Consider the following 16,549-nt stretch of genomic DNA (forward strand, 5'->3'; position numbering starts at 1 on the left):
AGGCAAGCCGCTCCGGTATGCGCATGGCATGCCGCCAGCGGATCGCATCATGACTGCCCTGCTCCGCGCGTTGCGACGTCCTCGGCGATCGCGTTGACCGCCTTCGGGTTGGTGACGATGCCCATGTGGTTGATGCCGTCGAGCAGCTTGACGTCGACCGACGGTTTGATCGCCTGCACGGTTTCCGCATATTTATCGGAGATCATCATCTCGTCTTCGGCGCCGCCGAAGATCGTCATCGGGTGGGTCACCGCCGGCAAATCGAGGCGATAGCCGCGCGTCGCGTAATTGCGCATCAGGCGATCGGAGTAGGTTGAGACGAGGATCTTCTCCATGTTCGGGCGCACCGCCAGGGCCAGCACCGGGAGCTGCGAGCAGCAGTCGATGCCGAGCTTGCGCAGCGCGGCGAGGCCGAGGAAGCGCGGGATGTCGGCACTGGCCCAGCCGCCGGAGTTCGGCCGGTTGGTCGGTGCGTCGTAGCCGAGATAGGGCGCGAGCAGCACGGTGCGGACGAACATGTCTTGCATGATCGGCGTGGCGGCGACGCGCAGCGAGAAGCCGGCGCCGGCGGAATGGCCGACCAAAGTGAGCGGCAGATCCGGCGCGGTCTTGCGCACCTCGGCGACGAAATCGACGAGGTCGTCCTCGAGCTGGCCGACATAGCCGATGTCGCCGCGGGTGCCGGAGCCGCCGTGGCCGCGGATGTCGAGCGCCCAGGTCTCCACCCCGTGCGCTGACATCGCATGGGTCAGCGCGTGGTTGACGGTGCCGCTGGAGCCGGAGGAGCCATGGATGAAGATCGCGCCGCGGCCGGTCGCAGCACCGGAGCCGTTTCCGTTCCGATGGGATCGGAACGGGGCTCCTGATTCTTGTTTTGACGCGTTTTCTTCACGCGAACCGGCTTCCACTTCGCTTGAAAACGCTTTCGCAGCGTAGTGGCGAAAGCCGAGCCAGGTGCCGTCGCGGGCCTGGAAGCGCTCCAGCGGCGGAAGGGTGGACCAGTCGATGCCCTTATTGGAGTCCGAGACCGACCGCATCTCGGGCGGCCGCTGCAGCGGCGTTGCGATCATCGCAGCCAGGATCAGCGCGCCGGCGCCGACCGCACACAGGGCCCATTTCAGTCCGTTGAACATGCCGCGCAGCAACCGGATCGCCATGACTCGATCTCCCTCGATGCAACATCAATAGAGAACTCTATACTACAGAGTACTCTTCATATCAATCCCGGGATTGGCGCTATCAGGCGAAAATCCTTAACGTCGGGTCTGACCCCAACATGCCGAATCGTTTGCCGATGCCGCCCGCGGAACCCCTGCTGAACGCCCCCGAATTCACCGTTTCCGAGCTCTCCCAGTCCCTGAAGCGGACGGTCGAGGACGCCTTCGGCCATGTCCGGGTCCGCGGCGAGATCTCCGGCTTCCGGGGCGCGCATTCCTCCGGCCATTGCTATTTCGCGCTGAAGGACGAGAGCGCCAAGATCGAGGCGGTGATCTGGAAGGGCGTGCACGGCCGGATGCGCTTCAAGCCCCAGGAGGGGCTGGAGGTCATCGCGACCGGCAAGCTCACGACCTATCCGGGCTCCTCCAAGTATCAGATCGTGATCGAGGCGCTGGAGCCGGCCGGCATCGGCGCGCTGATGGCGCTGATGGAGGAGCGCAAGAAGAAGCTCGCCGCCGAAGGCCTGTTCGACGAGGCGCGCAAGCAGCTCTTGCCCTGGCTGCCGGAGGTGATCGGCGTGGTGACCTCGCCGACCGGCGCGGTGATCCGCGACATCCTGCACCGGCTGGAGGATCGCTTTCCGCGCCACGTGCTGGTGTGGCCGGTGAAGGTGCAGGGCGAAGGCTCGGCCGAACAGGTTGCGGCCGCGATCCGCGGCTTCAACGCGCTGCCCGAGGGCGGCAAGATTCCACGCCCCGACGTGCTGATCGTCGCGCGCGGCGGCGGCTCGCTGGAGGATCTCTGGTCGTTCAACGAGGAGATCGTGGTCCGCGCCGCGGCCGAGAGCATGATCCCGCTGATCTCCGCGGTGGGCCACGAGACCGACATCACGCTGATCGACTTCGTCGCCGACAAGCGCGCGCCGACGCCGACGGCGGCGGCCGAGATGGCGGTGCCGGTGCGCAGCGATCTGTTCGTGGAGGTCGCCGATCTCGGCCGCCGCACCCACGCCTATTGGCTGCGTGCCCAGGAAAGCCGCCGCAACGAGCTGCGCGCCGCCGCGCGCGCGCTGCCGTCGGCCGGCGATCTGCTCGCGATCCCCAGGCAGCGGCTGGATTCGGCGGGCGCGTCGCTGCCCCGCGGGCTGAAGGCCAACACGCACTCGCATTTCCGCAGGTTCACCGCGGCGAGTTCAAAGCTGACGCTGCGGGTGCTGCACGGGCAGATCTCGCAGGCCGATCACCGTCTCACCGTGTGCGGTGAACGGCTCGGGCTGTCCGCGCGTTCGCTGCTGCGACGGCGGCGCGACCGTTTTGCCGGGCTCGAGGTGCGCTTACGCGCCTCGAAGCTTGCCAACGCGCAGGCGCAGCGCAACGCGATTGTCCGCCAGCGCGAGCGCACGGAACGTCTTGGCGATCGCGCGGGCCGCGCGCTGGCGACGCTGCTGCAACGGCTCGATGCCCGCGTCGAGAACAGCGGCAAGCTTCTCGCCGCGCTGTCCTATCGCGGCGTGCTCGCGCGCGGCTTTGCGCTGGTGCGCGACGAGGCCGGCCATCCGGTGCATGCGGCAGACAGCATCGGCCCCGGTGTGCGCGTCGAGATCGAATTCGCGGATGGTCGTGTCGGTGCGACGACGGATGCGGATCGCCCGGCGCCGGCGACAAAGCGCGCGCCAGCGCAGCCGAAGCCGGCCGCGCAGGACGCCAAGCCCGCGCCGAAGCGCGTGGGCAAGCCGGTGGATCAGGGGACGTTGTTTTAGGCGATGAGCGAATGCGGTGCCGCCGCACGCACAGCCACGTTCCCTCCCCCCTTGCGGGGGAGGGCTAGAGCGTTTCATTTTTTGATAGAAGCGTATCCGGCATTAACGAAGTAGTTGCTGCATTCGCTGGGCAGAACGCTTCTGACGAGGTTGCCGATGTGGTCGCAGGCGTCGTCGATCGTGCGCTTCTGTGCGATGCGCATCCAGTGCTTGATCTTGGCGAAGACTTGCTCGATCGGGTTGAGGTCGGGTGAGTACGGCGGCAGGTACCACAGTCTTGCGCCGGCTTTCCGGATCATCTGCCGGACGGTCGGGGACTTGTGGCTACCGAGATTATCCATGACGACGATGTCGCCCGGTTTGAGCACTTTGACGAGTTGCTGTTCGACATAGGCGCGGAAGCTTTCGCCGTTGATCGGTCCGTCGAACACGCAAGGCGCAGTGAGCTGGTCAGAGCGTAGGGCACCGAGGAAGGTCAGGGTTCGCCAGTGACCGTGCGGCGCAAAGCCGCGCAACCGCTCGCCCTTGGATCCCCAGCCGCGCAACGGGGCCATGTTGGTCTTGATCCAGGTCTCGTCGATGAACACCAGGCGGCTTGGATCGAGGCGATCCTGCAAGCTGCGCCAGCGCTGCCGCCGCCGCGCGACGTCGGCGCGACCCTGCTCAAGGGCGAACAGTGTTTTTTTTGAAGCTGAGACCTTCGCGTCGCAGGAAGGTCCATACCGCATGGTGTGAGACTTTCACGCCTCGCGCGGCAAGCTCGTCCTTCAGCCCGTGCAGCGTTAGATGTGGCGTCTGCCTGATCCGCTCCACGATGAACGCTCGATGCGGCCCCAGAACCGGCTTACGGTGACCGCCCATCTTGCCCGGCGCCACCGAACCCGTCGCGCGATAGCGCTGCCTCCACTTCACGACGGACGACACTGCAACATCGAACCGGGCCGCCACAGCATGGCAACTCTCGCCGGATTCCACCGCCTTCACGGCTCGTTCACGAAGATCATTCGAAAGAGGTCGGACCATCTGATGCTGGCCTCCGATCCAGCCAGCATCTTGAATCACAAACCGCCGCCCGACGGAATCCCTCCCGATTCAATCAATCGATGAACCGCTCTAGGGAGAGGGGTGCCACACGGCACGCCCTCTCGACTAAGCGACAGCGTTTTGTACCCGAGATGGATACACCTCTTCCTGGGCTACCCCTCTCCCCCGCCCTCCCCCACAAGGGGGGAGGGAGCACAGTGTGCGATATGGCGCTACTTCGCGCTGTCGCAAACGAGAGCAACAACGACTTTCACACAATGCAGTCTCGATAGTTAGCGCGTCGCCCGCCCTACCGGCAGGACAATCCCGCGTCGATCGTGGTCCAGAAGCCGCAATGCTCGGGCGCCTGCATTGGCGCGCCGGCGTGGGCTTCGAACAGGAAGATCGCGACGGTGAAGACGATCAATACGGATGAGAACAGGGCGAAGCGGTTGCGCATGAGGCTTGCGTTTAATCGACATCGTGGTCGAACTAAGGCTACCGCGCCAGCCACTGCGAAACTTCCTTCTGCGCGTCGGCACGGGCGACCGCATCGGTGCCGAGATGGCCGTGCTCGGGCGCTGCGGCATCGCTGCTGCCGGCAACCGCATGCAGCGGCGTGTTGGCGCGGTCGAAATCGTGATAGGCGCCGGGATAGACCACGATGCGCGTGAGCGCGCTGCGGCCGCGCGCGCCGTCCACCATCTGGCGGCAGGCCGGCGGCGACGAGACGTCGTCATCGGCGCCGATCAGCACCAGCGTCGGCACCCGCGCGCTCCAGCCGAGGCCGGCGGAGATCCGGCAATCCGGATAGAACGCGATCGCCGCGCGAAAATCCGGGCCCGCATCGCGCGCCGCGCTCTGCGGGCGCACCGCCCAGAGCAGCGCGCTGGCGCCGTTGGCCCAGCCGATCAGGCTGACGCGGTTGCGCGCCACCCAACTCTGCTTCATCAGCCAGGCGCGCGAAGCCGCGATGTCGGTGACGCGCTCGCGCCGCGCCTTGACGTGCATCTCCTTGACGCGGCACTGCGGCCCGAGCTCGCGCGAGCCGTAGCTGTCGGGCAGCAGCACGGCGTTGCCTGCCTTGAGCAGCCGCTCGGCCCAGTCGCGATAGCGCGGCAGCACCGGATCGGAATGACCACCGAGGCCGCCGCAGCCGTGCAGCGCGATCACGGCCGGAAACGGCCCCTCGCCTTCAGGCTTGTAGAGCTGTGCATGCAGCACGCCGGACGACAGCGGAATGTCGACCTGCTGCGGCGCAGGCGCTGCGCGCGCCGCCGACATCAGCAGCATCAGGAACAGGGCGGTCGATCGAAGGCGCATCGGACTCCGCGGTCGGAGGTGCCGGAACAAGCCCCCCTTCGCGCGAAGCACTATCATGCGGAAACGGCGACAAAACATCACAAACCGGTGGGTTTACCGGGCGGACAAGCCACCCTATCTATGCTACATTTCGTCCAACACATCGTGCCCTCCAGGGTTTGCCTGGACGCGGCCTTCCACGGAGACTTTCGACCGTGCTGAACAAGTTCGGCCCCTCGGGCAGCGGCGAAGCGCAGGTGCAATATCTCGACGGCGATTTCCGCGTGATCTCGCCGGGGACCTATGTGCGCTGCGCCATTACCGACACGCGGATACCGCTCGACGAATTGAAGTACTGGAGCGTGGACCTGCAGGAGGCCTACGCCACGCCGGCCGCCGTGCTGCAGCGGCACTTCCCCGGCGCGCCGAAGCCGCAGCCGTAGGGTCGCCGGCGGTTGTTTCATCGAAGTCTCCTGATCGGGGGAGATCAGTAAGAGTCTGGCGATGAATGTCGCGTGAATGGCAGGTGCCGTAGGGTCGAGAGATCACCGCCTGCTGAACCGCCGCTCGCGCGCCTTGTAGAGATGATCGCTGATCAGCTGCCGCAGCTTGGCGGGGTCGTCGAATTCGAGCCGCACCGCGAACGGCACGATGCCGTCGGGCACGCCCTCGCTGCCGCTCAGGCGCGCAAGGTCTTTTTCCGTCGTCACCAGCGTGAGCTGCTCGGCTTTCGCCTCTGCTGCGAGCGCGGCGATCTCGCCCTGCGAGAACATGTGATGGTCGGCGTAGGGACGCGTGCGCGCGACATCGATGCCGCTGGCGCGCAAGGAGCGGAAGAAACGCTCGGGATCGCCGATGCCGGCGAAGGCCAGGACCCGCTTGCCCAGCAGCTGCGCGACCGAGGCCGCATCCGGCTTGAGGCGCGCGCGCAGCTCCGGCTTGTTGCGCTTGGCGATCTCGGCCGCGACATCGTTGGCGGCATGGCCGTCGCCGATCAGCACCAGCGCGTCGGTGAGCGCGAGCTGCGCCTGCAGCGGTGCACGCAGGGGACCGGCGGGAAACACCTTGCCGTTGCCGAGGCCGCGCTCGCTGTCGATCACGATCAGCGAAGCATCTTTCAACAGCCGCGGATTCTGGAAGCCGTCGTCCATCAGGATCAATGTGGCGCCTTGCGACTTGGCGAGGATCACGCCTTCGAGGCGATCGCGCGCGACCGCAACAGGGACGTCGCGCGCCATCATCAGCGGCTCGTCGCCGACATCGGCCGCAACGTGACGCATCCGGTCGACCATGACCGGGCCCTGCAACCGCCCGCCATAGCCGCGGCTGAGCACCACCGGGGTCTCGCCGAGCTCGCGCAACAGCTTCGTCAGCGCCAGCACGGTCGGCGTCTTGCCGGCACCGCCGACATGGTAGTTGCCGACGCAAATCACGGGGATGCCGGCGTCGACACCCTCGCGCGCCATGCGGCGCGCGGTGATGGCGCCATAGAGTGCACCGAGCGGGCTGAGGACAAGGGATTGCGGGGAACGCGGCCGGTACCAGAAGGCCGGCTCACGCATTGGCGGCCCCCATTTCGATCGTCAACTGCAACAGATAGGGCTCGAGCGCCGTCATGGTGCGATTGAGCGCACCGCCGAGCTCTTCGACCACGCCTGAGCCCGCGCGCTGCATCTTGTCGCGGATCGTCGGCTCGGCCAGCAGCAGGCCGAGCTGCTTGACCAGCGCCTCCTGCGTTTCGGCCTGGCGCGCACCGCCTCTGTTGTCGAGCGCCGCGTAGACGTCGGCGAAGTTGAAGACGTGCGGACCATGGACGATGGCAGCACCGAGCTTGATCGCCTCGATCGGATTCTGTCCGCCGTGGCGGATCAGCGATCCCCCCATGAACACGACCGGCGAGAGCCGGTAGAACAGGCCGAGCTCGCCCATGGTGTCGGCGATATAGACATCCGTGGTCGCAGTCGGCGGCTCGTCGCGCGAGCGCAAGGCGGGCTTCAGGCCGGAGGCCGTGACCAGGCCCGATATCTGGGAGCCGCGATCCGGATGCCGCGGCACGATCACGGTCAGAAGCTGCGGGAAGAACCCGACCAGGCTGCGATGCGCCGCGACCAGCATCTCGTCCTCGCCCGGATGGGTCGAGGCGGCGACGATGATCGGGCGTCCCCGCGTCATCGCCATCAGCCGTTCGAGCTTGGCCGGATCGGCCGGCGGCGCTGATACGTCGAGCTTGAGGTTGCCGGTGGTGACGACGTCGCGGCCGCCGAGCGCGGAGAAGCGTTCGGCATCGGTCTTCGACTGGGCAAGACAAATGTCGAACCGCGACAACAGCGCCGAGATGGTGCCGTACATCCGCCGCCAGCGCGGGAAGGAGCGCGGCGACATCCGCCCGTTGATCAGCACCATCGGCAGGCGGCGCGTCGCGCCCGCCAGGATCAGGTTCGGCCACAGATCGGATTCGATGAACAACGCCAGCGACGGCTTCCAATGGTCGAGGAAGCGCGCGACGTAGCGCGGGGAATCATACGGCACGTATTGATGGATGACGTCGGGCGGAAAGCGTTTCGCCACCACCGCGGCCGAGGTGACGGTGCCCGAGGTCAAGAGGATGCGCAGGTTCAGATCGCGCAGGCGCTCGATCAGCGCGGCCGCGGCCAGCACCTCGCCGACGCTGGCGCCGTGGATCCACACCAGCGGACCGTGCGGCCGCACGTCCCGGGACAGGCCCCGCCGCTCGCCGACGCGCGCGGGATCTTCCTTGCCCTGCTTCAGCCGCCGCTTGATCAGCGCAGGCGCGAGCGGCACCAGGCCTGATGCCAGGCGCCGATACATCCGCAGCGTCATCGGCAGCGCTCTGGGCAGCGAATTAGCCATCTTCGGGTCCCGGGCGGCCGAGTTGCGCATAGGCGCGGCGGGTCGCCTCGTTCAAGGTCTCTTCCAGCTCCAGCCGCAGCGCTTCCATCGTGGCGGCGTCGGCATCCGCGGGAACATGAATTTCCTTGATGCCGACCAATGCACCCCGCCCGAACGGCAGGTTGATGGTGGTGCGGTCCCAGTTCTTGAGCCGGATGAAGCGGCTGGTCGCCATCGCGAAAGGCATGATCGGCCGCCCCGATTCCCGTGCCAGCATGATGATGCCGAGCCCGGCCACGCGCGAGCGCTTGGGGACATCGGCGGTCAGCGCGACATTACAACCGTCCTGGAGCGTCCGCACCATTTCCTTGAAGGCGCCGACGCCGCCCTTGCGGTGGAAGGCACCGCCATGGTCGCCCGAGCCGCGGATGGTGCCGATGCCCAGCCGCTCGGCGGCGATCGCATTGAACTCGCCGTCGCGGTGGCGGGAGATCAGGACCCTGGCCTTGTACCAGTCCTTGTTCTTGATGAAGGGCGTGAGGAAATGCTGGCCGTGCCAGAAGGCGAAGATCGCCGGGATCTGCGGCTCGACCCGGTCATAGACGTCAGCCGGATCGAACGTGAATTTGTTGGTCCGCCAGACCAGACGCAGATATTCGGCCGCCAGGATACCCACGGCGCGTTGAACGAAGCTGCTCCGCAGCGTATTGCGAAGCAGTTTTTTCAACGCGCCGGTTCTTGATTCGGGTCGAGCAGCCGGTGGAGATGGACGATGAAATAGCGCATCTGCGCGTTGTCGACCGTGCTCTGCGCCTTGGCGCGCCAGGCGGCATGGGCCGCCGCATAATTCGGATAGAGGCCGACGACCTCGACATCGTCGAGGTTCTTGAAGGTGTTGTGCTCTAGATCGAGCAGTTCACCACCGATGACGAGATGCAGCAATTGTTGCGGGGCACTATCTGGCATGGATTCTCTTCCTAACGGGCTGCCCGGCAAAGCAGTGTTCGACAAAAGCACTACGGACGCGCTTCAGGGCAAGGGACGATTGCGAAAATGCGCGACAATGCTCGCATGACGATCGCGTCCCGCTGCCACCAGCACCCCGTGCGTAACTTCCCTGCGGTTATAGAGGATGGGGTCTCCGGAGAGATCGCTCATCCTACCATCCGCTTCCTGCACGATCAAATCGGCCGCCGCAAGGTCCCAATCATGGCTGTTGCCGCCCGCAAAAGCCGCATCCAGCACGCCATCGGCGACCCGGCAGAGGCGCAGCGCCAGCGAACCGATTCGCGGATGCAGCTTGATGTCGCCGCCCGAGCTATGAAGCCGCTCCACCATCGGCTTCGGGCCGGCGACGCGGGAGAAGTCGAGCGCGGATCCGGCCGCCGCCCGCACGGCTTGACCGTTGAGCGTCGTGCCCTGGCCCCGCGCCGCGAAGAAGAACTCATCGGTCGTGGGCGCGAATACCGCGGCCAGCACCGGCGCGGCATCCTCGACCAGCGCGACGCTGACGCACCATTCGTCATGGCCGCCCAGATAATTGCGGGTGCCGTCGATGGGATCGACGATCCATGTCAGCCGCCGCGACAGCCGGCTCGAATCATCGGCGCTCTCCTCGGACAGCCAGCCGTAGTCCGGCGTAGCCGTGCGCAGGCGCGATTCGAGCAGATCATTGACGGCGATATCGGCTTCCGACACCGGCGAGGACGCGCCCTTGGTCCATGTCTTCAGCTCGGTGCGGAACATCGACCGCGCGAGCGCGCCCGCTTCCCGCACCGTGCCTTGCAGCAGCGCCGCGTCGCGCGTCAGGATGGTTTGGAGAGAGTGCGCGTCAACGTCCGCCAAGCGTCAAACCCTCGATGCGCACCGTCGGCGCATTGACGCCGTAGCGGAACTCGAGATTGTTCGCAGGCTGCATCGACTTGAAGATCTCGAACAGGTGGCCCGCGATCGTCACCTCGCTGACGGGATAGGTGAGCTCGCCGTTCTCGATCCAGAAGCCGGAGGCGCCGCGGCTGTAGTCGCCGGTGACGCCGTTGACGCCGGAGCCGATCAGGTCGGTGACGTAGAAGCCCTGCTTGATGTCGGCGATCAGCTCGGCCGGCGTCGGTATGCCGGGCTCGAGATGCAGATTGTACGGCCCCGGCGAGGGCGAGGACGAGACGCCGCGATGGGCGTGGCCGGTGGTGGTGAGGCCGAGCTCGCGCGCGGTGGCACAGTCGAGCAGCCAGGTGGTCAGCACGCCCTCGTCGATCAGCGCGGTCCTCCTGACGGCAACGCCCTCGGCGTCGAACGTCTGCGAGCGCAGGCCGCGCTTGCGCAGGGGATCGTCGATGATGCGGATGTTCTTCGCGAACAGCTGCTGGCCAAGCTTGTCCTTCAGGAAGCTGGTCTTGCGCGCGATCGAGGCGCCGTTGATGGCGCCAACGACGTGGCCGACCAGCGAGCCCGCAACGCGCGGATCGAACACGACCGGCACCTTGCAGGTCTCGACCTTGCGCGGATTGGCGCGCGCCACGGTGCGCTCGCCGGCGGAGCGGCCGACCACTTCCGGCGAGAGCAGATCGGCACCGTGCGGCGCCGAGGTGAAGTCGTAATCGCGCTCCATTCCGGTGCCCTCACCGACGATCGCGGTCGCCGAGATGCCCTGGCTGGAACGCAAATAGGAGCCGTGGAAACCGGTGCTGGTGACCAGCACCATGCCGCCCATGCCGGCGGAGGCCGAGGCGCCGCCGGACTTGGTCACGCCCTTGACGGCGAGTGCGGCGGCCTCGGCCTCGAGCGCGCGGCGCTCGAGCTCTGAGGTCGCGGGCACGTCGGGATCGAGCAGGTCGAGATCGGGGAAGTCGCGCGCCAGCAGCGCGGGATCGGCAAGGCCGACATATTTGTCGTCGGGCGCCACGCGCGCCATCGCCACGGCACGCTCTGCAAGCTTGGTCACCGCATCGCCGCTGGCGTCGTTGGTCGAGACCACGGCCTGGCGCCGGCCGACCAGCACGCGCAGGCCGACATCGTCGCCCTCGGAGCGCTCGGATTCCTCGACGCGGCCGTCGCGCACTTCGACGCCTTGCGAGATGCCGCGCACCGCGACCGCATCGGCCGCGTCGGCGCCGGCGCGCCTGGCCGCCTCGACCAGCCGCTGCGCGAGATCTGAGAGCGCGGACTGATCGAACAGGTCGCGATTGGCTTTGGACGAAAGCGTCGAGCTTGGTGAAGGGTTCACAAACGAAATCCTGTTGCGGCGGGAGGTTTCGGGGCGAGAGCGGCCCTGAACACCAGATGTGCCCTGATGGCGCGGACTTCAAGCATTTTCAGCCCGAAAGAGGCTCAGATTCGCGACTTCAGCGCAACGTCTCGTCAATCATGTGCGCCAAGGTCTTGTCAATCATGAGCGGCGGTGACGCTGGATTAACCAGCCTTTTTAAGCGGTTTCCGAAGGGCGCGCGCTAAGGTCCTCACATCGACCGGGAACATAATCCTGGCGGGGAGAACTAAAGCCGTGAGGCGTCAAACAGCAACAAGCGGGATCGCTCCCGCCGGGTCGGGCCGCAGCCTGCGGCTCGACCCCCTTTCCCTTCCGGTCCGCTTCGATGCGCATGATCCGCGCGCCGACGGATACACAAGGCAAATCGAGCTTCATCGCGAACGCGTCGTGCTGCGCCGTGCCGTCCGCGGCATGCGGATGGCGATCAATGTCCGCGTCAGCGACTTCACCGGCGTCGCGCTCCGCGGCAACGACGAGGCGCAGACCCTCGTCCTCGTGCATCGCGATCCCTCGCTCTCCGTTCCGCTGCTGGTCAGCGCCGATGGCGACGAACTGGCCGAGGCCTGGGCGATCTGGAGCGAGCTGTTCGCTCTTCCGCAGCTGGACGAAGGTGCCCGCAAGCCCGCAGCCCGCCGTCGCCGCTGCAACGCGATCCGCGCCCGCCGTCCGAAATTCCTGATGCGCCGCCGCGCCGGTGTTGCGCGCGAGCTGCCGGTTCATCGCGAAGAACGCGAGATCATCGCACGGAATTAAGCGAAGTCACGCCGCCCGCGTCACCGCGTCGGCGAGCAATCCCGCAAACAGCAACAGTCCTGCATCGCGGTTCGACTTGAACAGGTGCAGACAGAGCACGGGATCGTCGATCCTCAAGCGCACGATCTGCGAAGCCAGATGCACGGCGAACGCCGCGAGCCCGAGCCAGGCTGGCCAGCGCGCATCGCTAGATGCCAGCGCCACGCCGATCAGCATCACAGCCAGCCCGTAGAACAGGATGAGTGCCTGGTGCGTATGGGCGCCGAACAGGCGCGCGGTGGACTTGATGCCGATCAGCGCATCGTCCTCGGCATCCTGGTGCGCGTAGATCGTGTCATAGCCGATCACCCAGGAAATCGCGCCGGCATAGAGCACCAGCGCGGTGATATCGACGCGCCCGAAGGTGACGGCAAATCCCATCAGGGCGCCCCAGGAGAAGGCGAGCCCGAGCACGATCTGCGGCCACCAGGTGATGCGCTTCATGAAGGGATAGATCGCGACGATCAGGAGCGAGGCGATGCCGGTCAGGACCGCGAAGCGGTTGAACTGCAGCAGCACCACGAGACCGATCAGCGCCTGCGCGACCATGAAGGCCAGCGCCTGCTTCGTGGTCACCTGGCCCGACGGCAGCGGCCGCGAGCGGGTGCGCTCGACCTTGTCGTCGAGGTCGCGGTCGGTGATGTCGTTCCAGGTACAGCCCGCCCCGCGCATCACGAAGGCACCGATGAAGAACAGGACGATGGTGAGCGGCAGTCGGCTGGCGTCATGCGCCATGCCGGCGGCGAGCGCCGCCGACCACCAGCACGGCATCAGGAGAAGCCAAGAGCCGATCGGACGATCGAAGCGCGATAATCGCAGATAAGGCCGCGCCCATTGCGGCGCGAGCGTATCGACCCAGTTGCCGGTGGAATCGGCAACGCGGGCGGATGTGTCGGTCATCGGGTGAGAACGTTGCCGTTGAGCGTGTCGAAGGTGCTGCCGCCCTTCTTGCCGGCATTGGCCTCAGGCGCCGAGCCCGAACCCAGCACTTCGCTCAGCGACGGGCCGGCCGGACCGCGCGGCTGCTGCTGCATCTGCTGCGCGACGTTGCAGACCTTCGTCGCCATCGCCTCGGTGTTCTTGTGGCCGTCCTTCATCTGCGCGCCGACCTGCGGTGGAATTCCGCATTTTGCGGCGTTGGTCTCGATGTACTTGATCATCTTGGTCTCGGCCTGGCTGAAATTGCGGATCAGCTTGCAGGCCTCGTCCGGCGGAGCGTGACGGTCGCTCGCGGCCTTGATCAGCTTGCCGCGCTTCTCGGCGTCCTCGCGCAGGGGAATAAATGCCTTCATGCAGTCCTCGCCGGGACCGCCTTGCGTCGGCGGCGCCGCGCTGAAAGCGCCCGCGCCACCCACAGGTGCTGCACCGTTCACGGGAAAGGACGATTGCGGAGCGCCGCCGACCGAAGCGACCGGCGCCGAGCCGTTGACCGGCGGGAATGCGGAACTGGATGGGGCCTGGTTCGGCAGCGGCGCGGGGAAGGCGCTTTGCGCATAGGTACCCGAGGCACCGATGGTGACCATGGCTACAGTGATCGGAACCATCAAATGACGGATCATCAAGGCAGTCTCTCCGGCAGGAGCCTACGGGGTTCGGCGTCTTCCCAATTGAAGCGCAACAGCGTGCTCGCGTTTTTACGATTCCCGCCGGCTCTTAACAACCCGTCGAATAGGGCAAGAGCGCGGCGCGCCGACGCACCAGTTTGGCAATATTTACCCCCGAAATGGCGGCTTTCGGTTAATAACGGCACAAAATTGGACCCGTTGAACGATGCCCTCCCACAATTTTCGCGCCCCCCGCCTGTTCGTTGACGCCCCCCTGGCCCAGGATGCCAGGGTCCCGCTCGACCGCGACCAGGGCAATTATCTCGGTAATGTGCTGCGGCTCGCCGCCGGGGCCGAGGTCCTGGCGTTCAACGGCCGCGACGGCGAATGGCAGGCCGCAATCGAAGGCCGCAAGCGGCCGGACGGCCTCGTCATCCTGCAGCAGGCCCGGCCCCAGGACGCCTTGGCCGACCTCACTTACGTCTTCGCCCCGCTCAAGCATGCCCGGCTGGACTACATGGTGCAAAAGGCCATCGAGATGGGCGCCGCCACGCTTCAGCCGGTCCTCACCCGGTTCACCCAGGCCTCCCGGGTCAACACCGAGCGGATGCGCGCCAATGTGGTCGAGGCCGCCGAGCAATGCGGCATCCTGAGCATCGCCACCGTGGCCGAGCCACTGGCGCTGGACCGGTATCTCAGTCAGCGCCCCGCCGGCCGGCTGCTCATCTTCTGTGATGAGGCAGCAGAGGTCCATGACCCCATTCAGTGCCTGCAAAAGGCCCGCGAGGCCGGCCATGACCAAGGCGGACCCGGTATCGACGTACTGATCGGCCCTGAAGGCGGCTTCGCCGAGGAAGAGCGGGCGCTGCTGCTGCGGCAGCCGAAGATCCTGCGGCTGGCGCTGGGCCCCCGGATCATGCGGGCCGATACCGCCGCGGTGGCGGCGCTGGCGCTGGTCCAGGCGGTGCTGGGCGATTGGGGCGGCGGTTAGATCGTCTCTCGCATCGAGCGTTGCAGAGTCTCGGACGGCAGCTCGCCGAAGGCCGCCCGGTAGCTCGCCGCGAACTCGCTCAGATGCCAGAAGCCATGCGCAATTGCGCAGGACTTCACACTCCGCCGCCCGGGGCCAAGCTGGAGCTGCCTACGCACCGACCAGAGGCGCAACACCCGGCTGTAGCGATGCGGACTCATGCCGCAAATGGCCAGCGTCGCACTCTGGAGAGTCCGGACGGACACGCCCACCTGCTCCGCGAGTTCAGTCGTCTTGTGCCAGATCGTCAGATCGCGACGGATCAATCTTTCCACGTCCGCGACGATCCGCCGATAGCCATCCGTTACGGACGGCACCGGTCCACTGCTCACGTTGGTTCGAATTGCGGCTTCCATCGTGCTGAGCAGGGATTGCTCCACGACAGTTTGCGACGTCGGCGCATTCAGGAAGTCCGGATCATTCGCCGCAGTTTCGAGCGTGACGGAGATCAAGCGGCGCAAGGAGACGAGCACGTCGGGCGCGGGGTTCAGCAGACGATAGCCATCGCCCAATTGCGCCCAGGGTTCGCGCGCGGGCGGTGTGAAGTACACAACACCTATCAGGCGCCCCACCGGCTCATAGACCAGGCAGTCGGAAGCCCCCGTTAGAACCACGATGGAGCTCGCGATGGGCTGCCCGTTGATACGGGAGGAGGTCACATGATCCATTGGCACCACCACGGCGGCGGCATTCGTCAATTGATAGCCGCGAATGATCCGCGGGAAGGTTTTCACCAGAGACAGCGTGAGGGTCGGCAAGCTGAGCCGGGCACGCATGATCGCAGTCGTCCCGGCGGACAACGGCATGCTGGATGCGCCGGCGTATCTCTCGCTTTCGTCGAAATGATCGACGTCATACGATTGGAGCTCGAGCGCCGAGGATGGCCTGAGCCCCTGAAACGACAACAAGCGGTCCGTCGCTACTCTGTGCGCCCCGTCGCGCACTGCGTTGAGATGGCTTTGATCCATATGCCGCCGATTACTTCGCCTTCCTTGTCGACGCGGCGCTCTTGGCGACACGCAGGTCATCCGGTCCGTTGATGCCGGCGCGCTTGAGATCCCGAAGCAGCTTCGTCAGCAACAGCATGTTGGTCTTCTGCAGTTCGTGATTGTTTCCAAACTTGAACAGGTTCTGTTCGGTCACGATGAGCCCGGCCTTGGTCTCGGCAAGAATTTTGCGCCGCTTCAGTCCCGTCACGCGACGGCGCACCGTCTCCAACGGCAGGCTGAGGAAACGAGAGAGTGCCGCTCGTGATACTCCTTGCTTGATCACATCCGGCTCGACCGCATCAATGCTGGAGAATCTCTCGTCCAGCGACGGATCGTTCATCACATGAATGACGTTCGCGTTGAGAATCGCGTGAATGATCAAGAGGTCCAGCGGATCGAATTCGTCATAGTGCCGGAACAGCTCGCTAATCGAAAACAGCATATAGGCCAGCGTATGTCGCGAGACCGTCCGGATGATATCTGAAGCATTGCGCATGAATCGGAAACCAGCATTCACGTTGTAAACGAACGCCGCGGCGAACGGATCACCCGCCATACCCAAAATGAGTATGCGGTGACTTGTCAGCTGTACTCAATTTCTCATTGTAACGTCGGGCCTTGCTGCATCGGGGGGCCCGTCAGGCGGACGGTTTCGCGCCGTCTCGATCGCACAGGCAATCGCACGGGAAGACATGGCGATGGACGACGATGCCATATTCGAAAGGCCGCGACGCGAGGAACTGCAACTGATCAAAGCATTTCTCGGCATCACCGACCCGGGTAAACGGCAGAGGGTTCTCAGGCTGGCGGAGCAGCTCGCGGATGACGCTTCATACG

18 protein-coding genes are annotated in these 16,549 nt (G+C 65.8%); 4 read left to right on the forward strand and 14 right to left on the reverse strand.

Translation table 11 applies throughout. The annotated features are described in order from the left end of the window. Positions 1-47: 47 nt before the first annotated feature. On the reverse strand, positions 48-1,157 hold the full coding sequence (locus WHZ77_RS28950) for an alpha/beta hydrolase (protein ID WP_375311072.1): 1,110 nt from the start codon (positions 1,155-1,157) through the stop codon (positions 48-50). 137 nt (positions 1,158-1,294) lie between these two features. Between WHZ77_RS28950 and xseA the strand changes: the two genes are divergently transcribed. Continuing rightward, entirely contained in the window at positions 1,295-2,917 is a 1,623-nt protein-coding gene (gene xseA, locus WHZ77_RS28955; RefSeq protein WP_375314835.1) for an exodeoxyribonuclease VII large subunit, read from the forward strand. 74 nt (positions 2,918-2,991) lie between these two features. On the opposite strand, the gene WHZ77_RS28960 is transcribed toward xseA, so the two are convergent. The 3 genes from WHZ77_RS28960 to WHZ77_RS28970 form a co-directional block, all read right to left on the reverse strand. Then, positions 2,992-3,940, reverse strand: a protein-coding gene (locus WHZ77_RS28960; protein ID WP_375309229.1) for an IS630 family transposase whose coding sequence is annotated in 2 segments (ribosomal slippage) — positions 2,992-3,603 and positions 3,605-3,940 — 948 coding nt in all. Because the reading frame shifts where the segments join, the coding sequence is not laid out codon by codon here. 310 nt (positions 3,941-4,250) lie between these two features. Next, entirely contained in the window at positions 4,251-4,400 is a 150-nt protein-coding gene (locus WHZ77_RS28965; RefSeq protein ID WP_375311073.1) for a hypothetical protein, read from the reverse strand. Positions 4,401-4,438: 38 nt separating this feature from the next. After that, positions 4,439-5,263, reverse strand: a complete 825-nt coding sequence (locus tag WHZ77_RS28970) for a dienelactone hydrolase family protein (protein WP_375311074.1) — start codon at positions 5,261-5,263, stop codon at positions 4,439-4,441. A gap of 194 nt (positions 5,264-5,457) precedes the next feature. Between WHZ77_RS28970 and WHZ77_RS28975 the strand changes: the two genes are divergently transcribed. Beyond that, positions 5,458-5,685, forward strand: coding sequence for a DUF2093 domain-containing protein (locus tag WHZ77_RS28975; protein WP_015688592.1), 228 nt, complete (start codon positions 5,458-5,460; stop codon positions 5,683-5,685). 102 nt (positions 5,686-5,787) lie between these two features. Here WHZ77_RS28975 and lpxK read toward each other — a convergent pair whose 3' ends face one another. The 6 genes from lpxK to WHZ77_RS29005 form a co-directional block, all read right to left on the reverse strand. Beyond that, entirely contained in the window at positions 5,788-6,804 is a 1,017-nt protein-coding gene (gene lpxK, locus WHZ77_RS28980; protein ID WP_375311075.1) for a tetraacyldisaccharide 4'-kinase, read from the reverse strand. Next, a complete protein-coding gene (locus tag WHZ77_RS28985) occupies positions 6,797-8,143 on the reverse strand; it encodes a 3-deoxy-D-manno-octulosonic acid transferase (RefSeq protein WP_375311076.1) in 1,347 nt (448 codons plus the stop codon). Before WHZ77_RS28985 ends, lpxK begins: the two co-directional genes overlap by 8 nt. After that, entirely contained in the window at positions 8,106-8,819 is a 714-nt protein-coding gene (locus WHZ77_RS28990) for a lysophospholipid acyltransferase family protein (RefSeq protein ID WP_375311077.1), read from the reverse strand. Before WHZ77_RS28990 ends, WHZ77_RS28985 begins: the two co-directional genes overlap by 38 nt. Then, a complete protein-coding gene (locus WHZ77_RS28995) occupies positions 8,816-9,058 on the reverse strand; it encodes a DUF4170 domain-containing protein (protein ID WP_151644276.1) in 243 nt (80 codons plus the stop codon). The genes WHZ77_RS28990 and WHZ77_RS28995 overlap by 4 nt, the downstream gene beginning before the upstream one ends. Positions 9,059-9,121: 63 nt before the next feature. Continuing rightward, the gene (locus WHZ77_RS29000) at positions 9,122-9,937 is read right to left on the reverse strand and encodes a 3'(2'),5'-bisphosphate nucleotidase CysQ (RefSeq protein WP_375311078.1); all 816 of its coding nucleotides are present in this window, start codon (positions 9,935-9,937) and stop codon (positions 9,122-9,124) included. After that, on the reverse strand, positions 9,924-11,315 hold the full coding sequence (locus WHZ77_RS29005; RefSeq protein WP_375311079.1) for a TldD/PmbA family protein: 1,392 nt from the start codon (positions 11,313-11,315) through the stop codon (positions 9,924-9,926). The genes WHZ77_RS29000 and WHZ77_RS29005 overlap by 14 nt, the downstream gene beginning before the upstream one ends. 276 nt (positions 11,316-11,591) lie before the next feature. Between WHZ77_RS29005 and WHZ77_RS29010 the strand changes: the two genes are divergently transcribed. Continuing rightward, positions 11,592-12,110 carry a DUF6101 family protein gene (locus tag WHZ77_RS29010; RefSeq protein WP_375311080.1) on the forward strand — a complete coding sequence of 173 codons (519 nt, stop codon included), beginning with the start codon at positions 11,592-11,594 and terminating at the stop codon, positions 12,108-12,110. 6 nt (positions 12,111-12,116) lie between these two features. On the opposite strand, the gene ubiA is transcribed toward WHZ77_RS29010, so the two are convergent. Then, positions 12,117-13,049 carry a 4-hydroxybenzoate octaprenyltransferase gene (ubiA, locus tag WHZ77_RS29015; protein WP_375311081.1) on the reverse strand — a complete coding sequence of 311 codons (933 nt, stop codon included), beginning with the start codon at positions 13,047-13,049 and terminating at the stop codon, positions 12,117-12,119. Then, a complete protein-coding gene (locus tag WHZ77_RS29020) occupies positions 13,046-13,708 on the reverse strand; it encodes a hypothetical protein (protein WP_375311082.1) in 663 nt (220 codons plus the stop codon). The genes ubiA and WHZ77_RS29020 overlap by 4 nt, the downstream gene beginning before the upstream one ends. Positions 13,709-13,919: 211 nt before the next feature. Here WHZ77_RS29020 and WHZ77_RS29025 point away from each other — a divergent pair, with 211 nt between their 5' ends. Further along, positions 13,920-14,684 (forward strand): 16S rRNA (uracil(1498)-N(3))-methyltransferase, encoded by a 765-nt coding sequence (locus tag WHZ77_RS29025; RefSeq protein ID WP_375311083.1) that lies wholly within the window; start codon positions 13,920-13,922, stop codon positions 14,682-14,684. On the opposite strand, the gene WHZ77_RS29030 is transcribed toward WHZ77_RS29025, so the two are convergent. Further along, complete coding sequence (locus tag WHZ77_RS29030) at positions 14,681-15,631, reverse strand: helix-turn-helix domain-containing protein (protein ID WP_375311084.1); 951 nt, start codon at positions 15,629-15,631, stop codon at positions 14,681-14,683. The two genes, WHZ77_RS29025 and WHZ77_RS29030, sit on opposite strands and share 4 nt — an antisense overlap. Before the next feature lie 70 nt (positions 15,632-15,701). Further along, the gene (locus tag WHZ77_RS29035) at positions 15,702-16,268 is read right to left on the reverse strand and encodes a hypothetical protein (RefSeq protein WP_375311085.1); all 567 of its coding nucleotides are present in this window, start codon (positions 16,266-16,268) and stop codon (positions 15,702-15,704) included. Positions 16,269-16,549: the final 281 nt, after the last annotated feature.

The organism is Bradyrhizobium sp. A5 (genome assembly GCF_042076515.1).
In the GTDB taxonomy this organism is placed as follows: Bacteria; Pseudomonadota; Alphaproteobacteria; order Rhizobiales; family Xanthobacteraceae; genus Bradyrhizobium; species Bradyrhizobium cosmicum.